A 15,535-nucleotide genomic window follows, 5' to 3' on the forward strand; every position below is an offset into this window, starting at 1 on the left:
CGGCCGGTCTACGTTCCGTAGATGGTGCACGAAGTACGGGAAATCGAGCGCAAGTACGAGATCCACGACGACACCGAGCTGCCGGACCTGCGGGTGACCGGCGTACACGACACCGTCGACCAGGGCACGGTCCGGCTCGACGCGGTCTACTACGACACCGAAGACGGGCGGCTCGCCGCCGCCGGCGTCACGCTGCGGCTCCGCACCGGCGGCGGCGACCCCGGCTGGCACCTCAAGCTGCCCGTGCGCCCCGGCGTGCGGGACGAGATCCGCGCGCCGCTCACCGGCGCCGGAGTGCCCCCTGCGGCGCTCACCACCCTCGTACGCTCTCGCGTACGCGACCGTCCCCTGGCGCCCGTGATGCGGCTGCGCTCCGAGCGACAGGTGCGCCACCTGCTGGACGACGGCGGTGCGCTGCTCGTCGAGGTCGCGGTCGACCGGGTGCGGGCCGAACGGCTGCCGCACGGCGGGACGGCGGACTGGACGGAGGTCGAGACGGAGCTTGCCGGGAGCGGCACGCCCCGCCTCCTGGACCGCGTCGGGAAGCGGCTCACCAAGGCGGGGCTGCGCCGCGCCTCCGACGCCTCGAAGCTGGAGCGCGCCCTGGCGGCGACCGCTGCGGCGGGTGCGGAGTCCGGCCGCGCCAGTACTGCCGCGCCCGCCGCGCCCGCCGTCGGGCCCGACAGCGCCGGAGCGTGCGTACTGGCCTATCTCCGCAGGCAGGCCGACGCCTTGGTCGCGCTCGACCCCGCCGTGCGCCGCGACGTCCCCGACTCCGTGCACCGCATGCGCGTCGCCACCCGGCGGCTGCGCAGTTGCTTCCGCTCCTACGGCAAGGTGCTGGACCGCACGGTCACCGATCCCGTCGGGGCCGAGCTGAAGTGGCTGGCGGCCGAGCTGGGCCGGGACCGGGACGCGGAGGTGCTGCGCGAGCGGCTGGCGACGCGGTTCGCGGAACTGCCCGGCGGGCTTCAGCCAGGGCCGGTCCGGCTCGGCCCGGTGCGCGCTCGGCTGCTCGGCGCGGGCGGGGCAGGCGGCGCAGGCGGGGCAGGTGGCGCCAGCCGGGAGCTGCTCGCCGTACTCGACGGAGCGCGCTACCTCGCGCTGCTGGAGGCCCTGGACGCGCTGCTCGCCGCCCCGCCGCTGCGCCCGAAGGCGTCCCGGCCGCCACGGAAGGTGATCGCGGCAGCCGTACGCAAGGACACCGACCGGGTCGACCGCCTGGTCTCCCGCGCCCTGGCGGCTCCGCCCGGTGACGAGGGTGACGCGGCGCTGCACCGCGCGCGCAAGGCCGCCAAGCGGGCGCGGTACGCCGCCGAGGCGGCCCGGCCGGCGCTGGGCAAGCGGGCGAAGAAGCACGCCAAGCGGCTGAGCCGGGTGCAGAAGCTGCTCGGTGAGCACCAGGACAGCGTGCTCGCGCGGGCCGCCCTGGCGGAGCGCGCCCTGCACGCGCACGCGGCGGGAGAGGAGACCTTCACATACGGCATGCTGTACGAGCGGGAGCGCGCCCTCGCCGAGGAGGAGGAGGCGCGGCTGCCGGAGCTGTGGCGCTCCGTGGCGCACGCCTGGCGCAGGTCCCAGCCGTAGGGCGCGGCTGTGGATCGGGGGGCGCTACGCTGGATGGTCACCTCCCGTACGAACGCCCCCTGATCCGAGGACACCACCCATGCCAGTCGAGTCGGTCTTCCCGCGCCTGGAGGCTCTCCTCCCGCACGTCCAGAAGCCGATCCAGTACGTCGGTGGAGAGTTGAACTCCACGGTCAAGGACTGGGACGCCGCCGACGTCCGCTGGGCCCTGATGTATCCGGACGCCTACGAGGTCGGCCTGCCCAACCAGGGCGTCATGATCCTCTACGAGGTGCTGAACGAGCGCGAGGGCGTCCTTGCCGAGCGCACCTACAGCGTGTGGCCCGACCTCGAGAAGCTGATGCGCGAGCACGACGTGCCGCAGTTCACGGTGGACGGGCACCGGCCCGTCGGCGCGTTCGACGTGCTCGGGGTGTCCTTCTCCACCGAGCTGGGGTACACCAACCTGCTCACCGCCCTGGAGCTGTCCGGCATCCCGCTGGAGTCGCGGGACCGTACGGAGGACCACCCGCTGGTCATCGCGGGCGGCCACGCCGCGTTCAACCCGGAGCCGGTCGCCGACTTCCTGGACTGCGCGATCATCGGCGACGGCGAGCAGGCCGTGCTGGAGGTCACCGGGATCATCCGCGCCTGGAAGGCGGAGGAGTGCCCCGGCGGCCGGGACGAGCTGCTGCTGCGGCTGGCCCGTACGGGCTCGGTGTACGTGCCGAAGTTCTACGACGTGGAGTACCTGCCGGACGGCCGGATCGGCCGGGTCGTGCCGAACCGCTCCGGGGTGCCGTGGCGGGTCTCCAAGCACACCGTGATGGATCTGGACGAGTGGCCGTACCCGAAGCAGCCGCTCGTGCCGCTCGCGGAGACGGTGCACGAGCGGATGTCGGTGGAGATCTTCCGGGGCTGCACGCGCGGCTGCCGGTTCTGCCAGGCGGGCATGATCACCCGCCCGGTGCGGGAGCGCAGTATCACCGGCATCGGCGACATGGTGGACAAGGGGCTGAAGGCCACCGGGTTCGAGGAGGTCGGCCTGCTCTCGCTCTCCTCCGCCGACCACAGCGAGATCGCGGATGTCGCCAAGGGCCTCGCGGACCGCTACGAAGAGGACAAGATCGGCCTCTCGCTGCCCTCCACCCGCGTCGACGCGTTCAACATCGACCTGGCCAACGAACTGACCCGCAACGGCCGCCGCTCCGGGCTGACGTTCGCGCCCGAGGGCGGCAGCGAGCGCATCCGCAAGGTCATCAACAAGATGGTCTCGGAGGAGGACCTGATCCGCACCGTGTCCACCGCGTACGGCAACGGCTGGCGGCAGGTGAAGCTCTACTTCATGTGCGGGCTGCCCACCGAGACCGACGAGGACGTGCTCCAGATCGCCGACATGGCGACCCGCGTCATCGCCAAGGGCCGCGAGGTCTCCGGCTCGAACGACATCCGGTGCACGGTCTCCATCGGCGGCTTCGTGCCCAAGCCGCACACTCCCTTCCAGTGGGCGCCGCAGCTCTCCCCGCAGGACACCGACGACCGGCTGGCGAAGCTGCGCGACCGCATCCGGGGTGACAAGAAGTACGGCCGCTCGATCGGCTTCCGCTACCACGACGGCAAGCCCGGCATCGTCGAGGGCCTCCTCTCGCGCGGCGACCGCCGCGTGGGCGCGGTGATCCGCGAGGTGCACGCGCGCGGCGGCCGGTTCGACGGCTGGCGCGAGTACTTCAGCTACGACCTGTGGATGGCGGCGGCCGAGCAGGCGCTGCCGCCGCAGGGCGTGGACGTTGACTGGTACACGACGCGGGAGCGCGGCTACGAGGAAGTGCTCCCCTGGGACCACCTGGACTCCGGCCTGGACAAGGACTGGCTCTGGGAGGACTGGCAGGACGCGTTGGACGAGACCGAGGTCGAGGACTGCCGCTGGACCCCGTGCTTCGACTGCGGCGTGTGCCCGCAGATGGACACCGAGATCCAGATCGGGCCGACGGGGAAGAAGCTCCTGCCGCTGGCGGTCGTCAACAAGTAGCGGGGGCGGGTGCCGGCGGATGAAGGGGGTGCCATGGCCGAGCTGACGCTGCCGGACGTCGCCCTGCACGCCTCCTTCCTGGACTGGATGGCGGAGGAGGCGGAGCAGCGGCCGCCCGGTGGCGGCATGCGCACCTTCACCCGCGAGCTGCGGGTGTGGGGAGACACCTGGCACGAACCCGCGGCCTTCGCCCGGTACGTGCGGGAGCTGTGCGAGTCCCCCCGGCCGTCCGGTCTCGGCAGCGGCGAGCCCTGGGTGCCCAGGACGACGCTGTGGTGGGTGGCCGGCCGGACGCTGCTGGGCCGCATCGCGGTCCGCCACCACCTGGACGGCCGGCAGCGCGACCACGGCGGCCACCTCGGCTACGGGGTACGCCCCTCCGCCCGGGGCGCCGGACACGCGGGCGCGATGGTGCGGGCCGCCCTGCCGTACGCGCGGGAGCTGGGCATCGACCCGGCGCTCGTCGTCTGCGACGTGGCCAACACCGCTTCCCGCAAGGTCATCGAGCGGTGCGGCGGGGTCTTCGAGGACCGGCGGGGAGACAGCCTGCGGTACTGGATTCCCACTGTGTGACACCGCCGGAAGGGGCCTGGCGGGCGCCACCCGGCGGCGGCGTCCGGGCGCGCGGCCGGTAGGCTCGCGCACCGGTGAGCGGGGGAAGGGGACCGGCGCATGAGACCGATGGAGGCGGGTGATCCCGTATCGATCGGTGCCTACCGGCTGGTGGGGAGGCTCGGCAGCGGAGGCATGGGCGAGGTCTTCCTCGGGCAGACCCCGGACGGCCGGCTGGCCGCGGTCAAGGCGGCACGCGCGGAGCTGGCGGACGACGTGGCGTTCCGCCGCCGGTTCGCCCGTGAGGTCGAGGCCGCGCGCCGGGTCGACGCCCGCTTCACCGCCGCCGTCCTGGCCGCCGATCCGGACGCGCGGCGGCCGTGGCTGGCCACCGAGTACATACCGGGCGTCTCTGTCACCGCCGCGGTCGCCGAACGTGGGCCGCTCCCGGAGGACGCCCAGCGCGCGCTGCTGGCGGGCATCGCCACCGCGCTCGACGCGATCCACGCCGTGGGCCTCACCCACCGGGACCTGAAGCCCTCCAACGTCCTGCTGGCCGATGACGGCCCGCGCGTCATCGACTTCGGCATCGCCCGCTCCATGGAGCAGTCGCAGATCACCAGGACGGGCCAGTCCCCGGGCACGCCCGGCTACATGGCGCCCGAGCAGCTGCGCGGCGGCGACGTGGGCCCGCACACCGACGTCTACGCGCTGGGCGCGACGCTCGTCTACGCGGCCACCGGCAGGGGCCCGTACGGCGACGGCGACATGTTCGCGATGATCTACCGGACGATGGAGCAGGACCCGGACCTCGACGGCGTGCCCGCCTCGCTGCGCGAGGCGGTGGCGCGGTGCCTGGCCAAGGAGGCGGCCGGGCGTCCGACGGTGGCTCAGCTGCGCGCCGAGTTCACCGTCCCCCCGACGCTGCGGGAGCGGCGCTGGCTGCCACCCGGGCTGGGCGAGCGGGCGAGGCGTACGCCGGTACTCGACGAGGACACGGGCGACTTCCTGCTGCTGCCGCCGACGCCCGCGGCGGCCGGGGAGCCCGCGCCCGTCGGGACGCCTCCGCCGGTCGTTACGCCCGCGCCTGTCGGGACGCCTCCGCCGGTCGTTACGCCCGCGCCCGTCGGGACGCCTCCGCCGGTCGGTACGCCCCCGCCCGGCCGGGTGCCGCCCCCCGGCGTGCCGCCCCTCCCGCCTCCGGCGCTGCCTCCCGCGTCGGCGCCCGCCCGCAAGCGGCTCTCCCGCCGCTCGCTGCTGGCCATGACCGCCGGGGGCGCCGTCGCCGCCACGGGCGGGACCGTCGCCGCGGTGTGGGCGCTCGACGACGGGGGAGCGCAGGGTGCGCGAGGCGGACGGAACCCGGGCGGCGCGAGTACGCGGGGTGCGGGCCGTGCGGACGCCGACGACTCACAGGACCCCGGCGGCAGCCCGGACCAGGGTCGCACCGGCGGGAGCCTCCCCGCGATCACCGCGGGCACCGAGTTCGGTGAACTGCCGGAGGTCGACACTCCGCAGTACAAGCCGTCGACGGAGTTGAACGCCCGGACCCTGATCCGGGGCGACGGGCCCAAGGTCGCCACGGGTGACAGCATCAGGACCCAGTACCTGATGCAGGTCTGGGGCAACAGCGGCGTCCGTGACAGCTCGTTCACCCGCAGCGGGCCCAGCGTCTTCGAGATGGGTGCCGGAAAGGTGATCAAGGGCTGGGACGAGGCGCTGATCGGCAAGCGGGTCGGCAGCCGCGTCCAGTTCTCGGTGCCGCCGAAGCTCGGCTACGGCACCGAAGGTCTGCCCACGGAGGACATCAAGGGGGACGACACCCTGCTGTTCGTGGTCGACATCATGAAGATCGAGGGCGGGTGACGGAGCTTCGGCGGAGGCAACCGGCGAGGACGGACGGAACGTCCCAGTGCACATGAGCCCCCATCGACCGAGGCACGGCGCGGTCTCCCTGGTCAAGGCGGACGGCGCGGCCGACCCGTACGGCGCGGTCCCCGCAGTTCCCGACAGCCGGACCCCGCTGCCAGCGGCCTCCCCGCGCGCGGCGCCCCAGCCGGAGGCCGCGGGCTGCCTCGCGGCCGCCGTCCGGCTCCCCGTGCGGATCGTGATGGTGCTGCTGGTCCTCCCGGTACGGATGGCCTGGGACGCGCTCGTCGCCTGCGGCAGGCTGGTGGACCGGGTCCTGTGGCAGCCGTTCGCACGCGGCGCCGGCACCGTGTGGCGCGTCCTCGTCGCCCAGCCGCTCGCCTGGATCGGACGCCGGGTCTTCGCGCCGGTGGGGCGCGGGATCGTCGTGGTGGTGCGGGCGGTCGGTGCGGGGCTGGCCTGGCTGGGCCACCGGCTGCTGGTCGCCCCCGCACGATGGCTCTACCGCGCCCTGCTCACCCCGCTGGGACACGGCTTCACCGCGATGGTGCGGTTGGTCGCCGCGGGCCTGGCCTGGCTGGGCCACCGGCTGCTGGTGATCCCCGCGCGGTGGTTCCACCGCTGGGTGCTCACCCCGCTGGGAACGGCGCTGGTGTGGGTGGGCAAGGCGTTGTTCGTGTGGCCGTGGGTGGCGCTGTGGCGCTGGGTGCTGGCGCCGGTGGGGCGCGGGATCGTCGTGGTGGTGCGGGCGATCGGCGCGGGCCTGGCCTGGCTGGGCCGGATGCTCTTCGTCGTACCGCTGGCCGCCCTCTACCGCTTCGTGCTCACCCCGCTGGGCCGCGCCTTCGCCGTCGTCGCGCGCGAGACCGCCGACGCCTGCCGGCACGCCTGGCACGCCGCCGGGCACGTGTCGCGCCTGGTGTTCGGGTTCCTCGGCCGCGTGCTGCGCGCCCTCTTCGTCACCCCGGTGGTGCGCTGCTGGCACTACGTGGTGCGTCCCGCCGGGCGCGCGGTGCGCGACCAGCTGTGGCGCCCGGTGGCCCGGGCCGTCTCGGAGGCGGGCCGCGCCACGCGGGCGGCGCTGGCGTCCGCCCAGGAGTCCGCCCGGCAGACGCGGGCCGAGATCCGCCGCGCGCTCTTCGGCACGCCCCGGGACAAGGAGCGCGACCCGCTGTCACGGTGACGCGGCGTACCCTGGACAAGAGGATCATCCGCACGCACGTACCCGGCACCAAGGGCGTGCGGCACCGCCGATCCCCTGCCGGTCGCCGAGACCGCGCCCGGTACCCGCACTCCCGGGTGGCCGCACCTTTGGTGGCCGCCCCGCACCGAGGAGAGAACCACTGGGCAAGCGACAGCCCGAAGGCCCGCCGCCCGCACCCGCGGTGCAGCGCATCCGCCTGCGCTACACCAAGCGAGGCCGCCTCCGGTTCACCAGCCACCGCGACTTCCAGCGCGCCTTCGAACGGGCGCTGCGCCGCGCCGGGGTGCCCATGGCGTACTCGGCGGGCTTCACCCCGCACCCGAAGGTCTCGTACGCGAACGCCGCGCCCACCGGCACCGGCAGCGAGGCCGAGTACCTGGAGATCGCCCTCACCGAGCACCGCGACCCGGCCCGGCTGCGCGCGCTGCTCGACGAGTCGATGCCGACCGGCCTCGACATCGTCGACGCCGTCGAGGCCCGCACCTCCGACTTCGCCGACCGGCTCCAGGCGTCCGCCTGGCAGCTGCGCCTGGACGGAGTGCCTCCGGAGGTCGCGGAGCGGGCCGTCGCGGCGTTCCTCGCGGCGGAGTCCGTCGAGGTCGCACGGCAGACCAAGAAGGGCCTGCGCACCTTCGACGCACGGGCCGCGGTGGCCTCCCTGGAGGTGGTCGCACCAGCGGGCGATAGGCCGGGGGACGGAGCCTGTGCGATACTGCGCCTGGTGGTACGGCATCTGACACCTGCCGTGCGACCCGACGACGTCCTGTCCGGCCTCCGAGCTACGGCCGACCTGGCGCCGCCGGTCCCCGCAGCGGTGACCAGGCTGGCGCAGGGGCCGCTCGATGAGGAGTCCGGCACGGTGACCGATCCGTTCGCGCCCGACCGCGACGCAACCCACGTTGCGACGGCGCCGAATGGGGCAGCCCCCGAGAAAACAGGGGCAGTCACCGCGTAGGAGCGCCGTTGCCGCGCCGCCGCCGACGTACGAGCCAGGGAGCCACCCGGCCCGTTGTCCGGCAGGCGAGTGCAATGACCAGGAGACTTTCGCCGTAGCCGAGCCCGATGGGACGGAACCGGCGAGTGACACGACAGCTCCCGTGCGGCGCCCGCGCCCCGGCACGCGGCCCGCGCACATCACGCGAGCCGCGACCGGACACCGGCGCGGCGCCCGGGAGCGTGACGGGAGAACCGCCCGCATGCTCGAGCCCAATGACTCCGCACCCGCGGAGAGTACTGAGAACACCTCGATGACCCCGCAGTCCGACGGCACCGCCGTCGAGAGCGGTGGTGCGACGAGCCCCAGCGACACCCTGCCGCCGCGCAGGCGCCGGTCTGCGTCCCGCCCGGCCGGGCCGCCCGCGGCCACGGCAGCCGCACCGGCGGCGGACACCAGCGCCGGCAGAGGGACGGCCGAGGCCGCCGCGCCGCAGGCCGTCGACGGCGCGCCCGGCGGAGACGCGCCCGGCACGGGTGCCGTCACGGACGGCGCGGCCGACAAGCCCGCGCCCCAGCGCCGCACCCGGCGCCGTGCCTCCGCCCCGGCGGGAGCGCCGCAGCCCACCGAAGGCGAGACCGCACCCGCCGCCGCACCCTCGCCCGCCGGCGCCGCCGCACCTGCCGCGGACACCGCGCCTGCCGCGGACACCGCGCCCGCCTCGGACGCCGCGCCCGCCTCGGACGCCGCGCCGCCCGCCCGCACCCGGCGCCGGGCCACGGCCAAGGCCGCTGCTCCCGCGCCCGCCGAAGCACCGGCCGCCGCGGCACCCGCCGAGGCCGCGCCGGAGGCAGCTGCCCCGGCCGCTGCCGCCACAGCCGCAGCGGACGAGCCGCAGGCCGCGCCCCGTACGCGGCGCCGCGCGTCCCGCAAGGCGTCCGCCCCCGTGACCTCGGCCGAGGCAGCCGCCGAGGCCGCGCCGGAGACCCCGGCCGCCGAAGCCCCCGCCGCCGAGGCCGCGCCGGAGGCAGCCGCGCCCGCCTCGGACGCCCCCGCCTCCGGTGGCCGCACCCGTCGCCGCGCGTCCCGTACGGCCGCTGCGGCCCCGGTCGCCGAGGCCTCCGGCGACGCCGCCCCTGCCGCCCCCGCCGCCCCGGCGGAGGCCGCCGAGCCCGCCTCCGGCGGCAGCCGCCGCCGCGCGACCCGCAAGGGCGGGGACGCGCCCCGCAGCCTTCCGCCGGTGGCCGTCTTCCAGGCCCCGGTGTTCACCGAGCCGATGTTCCAGACGCCGCAGAGCGCCGCCGCCGCAGCCGCGGCCGGCCACGTGGACGAGGACGAGCTGGACGAGGAGGAGTTCGAGGCTCCCGAGCCCGAGCCGGAGCCCGCTCCGGCCAAGCGGCGCCGCCGTCGCCGGGGAGAGGCCGACGAGCCCCGCCGGTCCGCCCGTAGCGACGAGTCCGCCGACTCCGGCCCGGACACCGACGGCCCGGACGCCGACGGCCCCGAGGACGACGGGGCGGACGGCAGCGACGGCGCGGAGAGCGCCGACGGCGCCGACGGCCCCGAGGACGACGCCGGGGACCGCCCCGCACGCCGCCGCCGTCGGGGTGGCCGCCGCCGCAGGCGTGGCGAGGCCGCCGAGGGCGCGGACGACGCCGGCCCGGAGGGCGCCGACACCGAGGCGGACAGCGCCGGGGGAGCGGACGAGCAGGAGGACGGGGACGAGGGCGACGAGTCCTCGGCCGGCGGCTCCAGCAGCAGCTCCCGCCGTCGCCGCCGCCGTCGCCGCCGCAGCGGGGACGGTGGCGCCGACTCCGCCGCTCCGGCGGAGGGCGACGACCCGGAGCGCACGGTCGTCAAGATCCGTGAGCCCCGCAAGAAGAAGGACAGGGACGGCGAGCCCTCCGACGAGGTGCAGTCCATCAAGGGCTCGACGCGGCTGGAGGCCAAGAAGCAGCGCCGCCGCGAGGGCCGCGAGCAGGGCCGCCGCCGGGTCCCGATCATCACCGAGGCCGAGTTCCTGGCGCGCCGCGAGGCGGTCGAGCGGGTCATGGTGGTCCGGCAGAACGGCGACCGTACCCAGATCGGGGTGCTCGAGGACGACGTCCTGGTCGAGCACTTCGTGAACAAGGAGCAGTCGACCTCGTACGTCGGCAACGTCTACCTCGGCAAGGTGCAGAACGTCCTGCCGTCGATGGAGGCCGCCTTCGTCGACATCGGCAAGGGCCGCAACGCCGTGCTGTACGCGGGCGAGGTGAACTTCGAGGCGCTCGGCCTGGCCCACGGTCCGCGCCGGATCGAGACCGCGCTCAAGTCCGGCCAGTCGGTGCTCGTCCAGGTCACCAAGGACCCGATCGGCCACAAGGGCGCCCGGCTCACCAGCCAGGTCTCGCTGCCCGGCCGTTACCTCGTCTACGTGCCCGAGGGCTCGATGACGGGCATCAGCCGCAAGCTCCCGGACACCGAGCGCTCCCGGCTGAAGCAGATCCTCAAGAAGGTCGTCCCCGAGGACGCGGGCGTCATCGTGCGCACCGCCGCCGAGGGGGCCAGTGAGGACGAGCTGCGGCGCGACGTGGAGCGGCTCCAGGCCCAGTGGGAGGACATCAAGCGCAAGGCGCAGAAGGGCAACGCCCCGACGCTGCTGTACGGCGAGCCGGACATGACCGTCCGCGTCGTCCGCGACATCTTCAACGAGGACTTCTCCAAGGTCATCGTCAGCGGCGAGCAGGCGTGGGAGACGATCCAGGGGTACGTGTCGCACGTCGCGCCCGACCTCGTCGGACGGCTCCAGAAGTGGACCTCGGACGTCGACGTCTTCGCCACCTACCGGATCGACGAGCAGCTGATGAAGGCGCTGGATCGCAAGGTCTGGCTGCCCAGCGGCGGTTCGCTGGTGATCGACAGGACGGAGGCGATGATCGTCGTCGACGTGAACACCGGCAAGTTCACCGGTCAGGGCGGCAACCTCGAGGAGACGGTCACCAGGAACAACCTGGAGGCCGCCGAGGAGATCGTCCGCCAGCTGCGGCTGCGCGACCTGGGCGGCATCATCGTGATCGACTTCATCGACATGGTGCTGGAGTCCAACCGCGACCTCGTGCTGCGACGGCTGCTGGAGAGCCTGGGGCGGGACCGCACCAAGCACCAGGTCGCCGAGGTCACCTCGCTGGGCCTGGTGCAGATGACCCGCAAGCGGGTCGGGCAGGGGCTGCTGGAGTCCTTCTCCGAGTCGTGCGTGCACTGCAACGGCCGCGGCGTGATCGTGCACATGGAGCAGCCGCAGTCCGTCGGTGGCGGCGGTGGCGGTGGCGGTGGCAAGAAGAGCAAGCGGAAGCAGAAGAACGGCGCACAGGGCGGGTCCGCGGAGGCCGAGCAGGGCGCGGTCGGGACCGCGACCGAGACGGCCGCCGAGGTCGAGGCGGAGATCGCCGAGCCCAGGGCGCTGCCGGAGCCGGAGTTCGTGCCGGACGAGGACCTGTACAGCAGCGCCGCCGAGGCGGAGGCCGCCGCTCGCGGTGGCCGTTCGCGGCGCCGCGCGTCCCGCAAGGCGGGTGCGCCGCAGGGTCCGCCCGCCGCGGCGGCACCCGCTGCCGAGGCGTCCGCTCCGGCCGCTGCCGCGTCCGTCGCGTCTGACACGTCCGACGGGGAAGCGGGGGACGCCGTGGCCGCGGAGCCGGAGGCGGCGCCGCCGCGCTCGCGGCGCCGTGCGACCCGTCGGGCCTCCGCCCCGGCCGGTCCGGCCGAGTCGGAGCCCGCGTCCGAGCAGGCCGCGCCGGTGAGCCCGGCCGCCGTCGAGACCGAGGCCGCCGCCCAGGCGCCCGAGGCTGTCGTCACGCAGGAGCCCGCCGGCACGGACGGCGGCCGTACGCGCCGGCGTGCGGCCCGGAAGGCGAGCGCCCCGGCAGGCGCGCCCCGGACCGCGGAGGACACCGGGGTGACCGTGGTGCCCGCCGGTGTGAACGGCAGCCGTCCCGCCGAGAGCGGTGAGCCGGCCGAGCCCGCCGCCCCCGCCGAGCCCGCCGCCCCCGCCGAGCCGGTCGGCACGGCCGGGCGCCCGCGCCGCCGTGCGACGCGCAAGGCGACAGCACCCGCCGGTTCCCCGAAGGCGTCGGACGACGCCGCCGCGATCGTGGTGGCGCCCGCCGAGGCGGTGCCGGAAGCGGCGCCCGAGCCCGTGGCGGAGGTCGTCCCGGCGGAGGCGGTTCCGGCCGCGCCCGCGCGGACCCGGCGGCGTGCGACGCGTACGGCCTCCGCGCCGGCCGGTTCGCCTGTCTCGGCGGACGAGGCGGCGGCGACGGTGATCACGACGGCTGCCGAGGAGTCGGCGCCGGAGGGAGCGGAGGCGCCGGAAGGCGAGTCCGAGCCCGCCCCGGCCAAGAAGGCGGCCGGGAAGAAGGCGGCGGCCAAGAAGGCACCGGCGAAGAAGGCCGCCAAGACGGCCGTGAAGAAGGCGGCTGCCAAGACGGCCACCGCGAAGAAGGCACCGGCCAAGAAGACCGCCGTGAAGAAGGCGGCGAAGTCGGCGACGAAGAAGGCGGCGGCCAAGCGGACCTCCGCCGCCGACGCCCCGGCGGCGCCGTCCGTCTCTGCCCCGGCGGAGGACTGACCGGCCCGAGCGCCCGGTGCGGCACGGCCTTCGGGTCCGTGCCGCACCGGGCTGCCGGCCGCCGCCCGGTGGCCGGTTTGACCCCCAGGTCAAGGCCCCGTAGCCTTGACCGTCGGCGTATCTGGACAGATATGTCGCGCTCCTGAGCACATCCCTTCCGGCTTCTCTGCCGGGAGAGGCCGCTCAATCCCTTACCGGATCAGCCGTGGGCCCTGTCCCGCGCGGGTGGCTGGCATCAGGGGCCCCGAATCGAGCGAGAGAGAGTTCCGCGTGTACGCGATCGTGCGCACCGGCGGCCGCCAGCAGAAGGTTTCTGTGGGCGACGTCATCGAGGTTGACCGCAGGGCAGAAGACAAGGTCGGCGACACCGTCGAGCTCTCGACCCTGCTTGTCGTGGACGGCGAGGCCGTCACCAGCGACCCGTGGGTGCTGGCGGGTGTGAAGGTGCAGGCGGAGGTCGTCGACCACCACAAGGGCGCGAAGATCCGCATCCAGAAGTTCAAGAACAAGACCGGTTACAAGAAGCGGATCGGTCACCGTCAGCTGCACACCGCGCTGAAGATCACGGGCATCCCCGCCCCGGCTGCGAAGTAAGGGACTGAGAAGACATGGCACACAAGAAGGGCGCATCGTCCACCCGTAACGGGCGTGACTCCAATGCGCAGTACCTCGGCGTGAAGCGCTTCGGCGGCCAGGTCGTCAAGGCGGGCGAGATCATCGTCCGGCAGCGCGGCACGCACTTCCACCCCGGCGCGGGCGTCGGCCGTGGCAAGGACGACACGCTGTTCGCCCTCGACCAGGGCGCGGTGCAGTTCGGCACCAGCCGTGGCCGCAAGGTCGTGAACGTCGTACCGGCTGCGCAGTAGTCAGCCCGGTCCGGCACTGATCCTTATCCGAGGGCGGCTTGCCGTTCCCCGTCGTGCGACGGGTGAGCGGCGCCGCCCTCGGCGCGTCAGAAGACAGGCGGGCCGCCCCTCGGTCCCGCTCCCCGATCAAGCCGGGAGGCACACGTCATGACCACCTTCGTGGACCGCGTCGAGCTGCACGTCGCCGCGGGTAACGGAGGCCACGGCTGTGCCTCCGTCCACCGGGAGAAGTTCAAGCCGCTCGGCGGCCCGGACGGCGGGAACGGCGGCCGGGGCGGCGATGTCGTCCTGGTCGTCGACCAGGACGTGACCACGCTCCTGGACTACCACCACGGACCGCACCGCAAGGCCACCAACGGCCGCCCCGGCGAGGGCGACCACCGCTCCGGCAAGGAGGGCACGGACCTGCTCCTGCCCGTGCCGGACGGCACCGTCGTCCTGGACGGTGCGGGCGAGGTACTGGCCGACATGGTGGGGCAGGGCACCAGCTTCGTCGTCGGCCGCGGTGGCCGCGGCGGCCTGGGCAACGCCGCGCTGGCCTCCGCCCGCCGCAAGGCGCCCGGCTTCGCGCTGCTCGGTGAGCCGGGCGAGGCGCGGGACGTGGTGCTGGAGCTGAAGACCGTCGCGGACGTCGCCCTGGTCGGCTACCCCTCGGCGGGCAAGTCCTCGCTGATCTCGGTGCTCTCCGCCGCCAAGCCGAAGATCGCCGACTACCCGTTCACCACCCTGGTCCCCAACCTCGGTGTGGTCACCGCCGGTTCGACGGTCTACACGATCGCGGACGTCCCCGGCCTCATCCCCGGCGCCAGCGAGGGCAAGGGCCTGGGCCTGGAGTTCCTGCGGCACGTGGAGCGCTGCTCCGTCCTGGTGCACGTACTGGACTGCGCCACCCTCGAGTCGGACCGCGACCCGGTCTCCGACCTGGACGTCATCGAGCGCGAGCTGGCCCAGTACGGCGCCGGTCTGGAGGACCGCCCGCGGATCGTCGCGCTCAACAAGACCGACATCCCGGACGGCAAGGACCTCGCCGACATCATCCGCCCCGACCTGGAGGCCCGCGGCTACCAGGTCTTCGAGGTCTCCGCCATCGCCCATCTCGGGCTCCGCGAGCTGTCGTTCGCGCTCGCCGGGATCGTCGAGGAGGCGCGGGCCGCGAAGGCTCCGCAGGAGGCCACCCGGGTGGTCATCCGCCCGAAGGCGGTGGACGACGCGGGCTTCACGGTCACCCGCGAGGAGGACGGCCTCTTCCGCGTCCGGGGCGAGAAGCCCGAACGCTGGGTGAGGCAGACCGACTTCAACAACGACGAGGCCGTCGGCTACCTCGCCGACCGGCTCAACCGCCTCGGCGTGGAGGCGGAGCTGGTCAAGAGCGGCGCGCGTGAGGGCGACGGCGTCGCGATCGGGCCGGAGGACAACGCGGTCGTCTTCGACTGGGAGCCCACCGTCATGGCGGGCGCGGAGATGCTGGGCCGACGCGGCGAGGACCACCGGCTGGACGTCGCCCGCCCGGCCGCGCACCGCCGCCGGGACCGCGAGGCGGAGCGGGACGAGGCGCAGCAGGAGTACGACGAGTTCGGGCCGTTCGCGTAGCCGCCGGCCGCTGAGTGGCTCCGCCGCCTGTGCTGCCCGTGCCGGCTCGACCGGTAGGGGCAACAGCGAGGCGGTGGGTCCGCCGTCCGTGCAGACCTCGCGGGGCACTCCAGTTCTCGGCGCGCCACGAGGCCACCGAGACCCCGGCCGTCCTGCCCCCGCCCCCGCGATCGAGGCGGCGAGCCTTCCCTCAGTACGCCCCTGCTTCGCCGGTGCGCTTGGCGACCAGTGCGGTCGCATCACCCGGAACAGGCGATCCGAACGGCATCACGGCGATCGCTCGGCGAAGGACTGCTGCCAGGGTCTCTGGGGCTGATGG

The 15,535-nt window shown here is 74.6% G+C and carries 10 protein-coding genes; all 10 read left to right on the forward strand.

What is annotated here, in order from left to right:
- Nucleotides 1-21: 21 nt before the first annotated feature.
- Nucleotides 22-1,587 carry a CYTH and CHAD domain-containing protein gene (locus H299_RS0102070; protein ID WP_027747057.1) on the forward strand — a complete coding sequence of 522 codons (1,566 nt, stop codon included), beginning with the start codon at nucleotides 22-24 and terminating at the stop codon, nucleotides 1,585-1,587.
- Between the two features lie 79 nt (nucleotides 1,588-1,666).
- Nucleotides 1,667-3,595 (forward strand): TIGR03960 family B12-binding radical SAM protein, encoded by a 1,929-nt coding sequence (locus H299_RS0102075; RefSeq protein ID WP_027747058.1) that lies wholly within the window; start codon nucleotides 1,667-1,669, stop codon nucleotides 3,593-3,595.
- Nucleotides 3,596-3,628: 33 nt separating this feature from the next.
- Nucleotides 3,629-4,168, forward strand: a complete 540-nt coding sequence (locus H299_RS0102080) for a GNAT family N-acetyltransferase (RefSeq protein ID WP_027747059.1) — start codon at nucleotides 3,629-3,631, stop codon at nucleotides 4,166-4,168.
- Nucleotides 4,169-4,267: 99 nt separating this feature from the next.
- The gene (locus tag H299_RS37270) at nucleotides 4,268-6,013 is read left to right on the forward strand and encodes a protein kinase domain-containing protein (RefSeq protein WP_078512383.1); all 1,746 of its coding nucleotides are present in this window, start codon (nucleotides 4,268-4,270) and stop codon (nucleotides 6,011-6,013) included.
- Nucleotides 6,014-6,065: 52 nt separating this feature from the next.
- Nucleotides 6,066-7,199: a hypothetical protein gene (locus tag H299_RS31670; RefSeq protein ID WP_486587118.1), complete on the forward strand. Its 1,134-nt coding sequence runs from the start codon at nucleotides 6,066-6,068 to the stop codon at nucleotides 7,197-7,199.
- A gap of 202 nt (nucleotides 7,200-7,401) precedes the next feature.
- On the forward strand, nucleotides 7,402-8,175 hold the full coding sequence (locus tag H299_RS0102095) for a TIGR03936 family radical SAM-associated protein (protein WP_027747060.1): 774 nt from the start codon (nucleotides 7,402-7,404) through the stop codon (nucleotides 8,173-8,175).
- A 292-nt stretch (nucleotides 8,176-8,467) separates the two neighbouring features.
- Entirely contained in the window at nucleotides 8,468-12,760 is a 4,293-nt protein-coding gene (locus H299_RS31675) for an Rne/Rng family ribonuclease (RefSeq protein WP_037757484.1), read from the forward strand.
- 270 nt (nucleotides 12,761-13,030) lie between these two features.
- On the forward strand, nucleotides 13,031-13,354 hold the full coding sequence (rplU, locus tag H299_RS0102110; RefSeq protein WP_027747061.1) for a 50S ribosomal protein L21: 324 nt from the start codon (nucleotides 13,031-13,033) through the stop codon (nucleotides 13,352-13,354).
- 14 nt (nucleotides 13,355-13,368) lie between these two features.
- Nucleotides 13,369-13,626, forward strand: a complete 258-nt coding sequence (gene rpmA / locus H299_RS0102115) for a 50S ribosomal protein L27 (RefSeq protein WP_027747062.1) — start codon at nucleotides 13,369-13,371, stop codon at nucleotides 13,624-13,626.
- 147 nt (nucleotides 13,627-13,773) lie between these two features.
- A complete protein-coding gene (gene obgE, locus H299_RS0102120) occupies nucleotides 13,774-15,216 on the forward strand; it encodes a GTPase ObgE (RefSeq protein ID WP_027747063.1) in 1,443 nt (480 codons plus the stop codon).
- Nucleotides 15,217-15,535 lie beyond the last annotated feature (319 nt).

Source organism: Streptomyces sp. CNH287, assembly GCF_000424825.1.

Coding starts and splice junctions, on each gene's coding strand:
- H299_RS0102070 (WP_027747057.1), top strand. CDS start 22: ATGGTGCACGAAGTACGGGAAATCGAGCGCAAGTACGAGATCCACGAC.
- H299_RS0102075 (WP_027747058.1), top strand. CDS start 1,667: ATGCCAGTCGAGTCGGTCTTCCCGCGCCTGGAGGCTCTCCTCCCGCAC.
- H299_RS0102080 (WP_027747059.1), top strand. CDS start 3,629: ATGGCCGAGCTGACGCTGCCGGACGTCGCCCTGCACGCCTCCTTCCTG.
- H299_RS37270 (WP_078512383.1), top strand. CDS start 4,268: ATGAGACCGATGGAGGCGGGTGATCCCGTATCGATCGGTGCCTACCGG.
- H299_RS31670 (WP_486587118.1), top strand. CDS start 6,066: ATGAGCCCCCATCGACCGAGGCACGGCGCGGTCTCCCTGGTCAAGGCG.
- H299_RS31675 (WP_037757484.1), top strand. CDS start 8,468: ATGACCCCGCAGTCCGACGGCACCGCCGTCGAGAGCGGTGGTGCGACG.
- rpmA (WP_027747062.1), top strand. CDS start 13,369: ATGGCACACAAGAAGGGCGCATCGTCCACCCGTAACGGGCGTGACTCC.
- obgE (WP_027747063.1), top strand. CDS start 13,774: ATGACCACCTTCGTGGACCGCGTCGAGCTGCACGTCGCCGCGGGTAAC.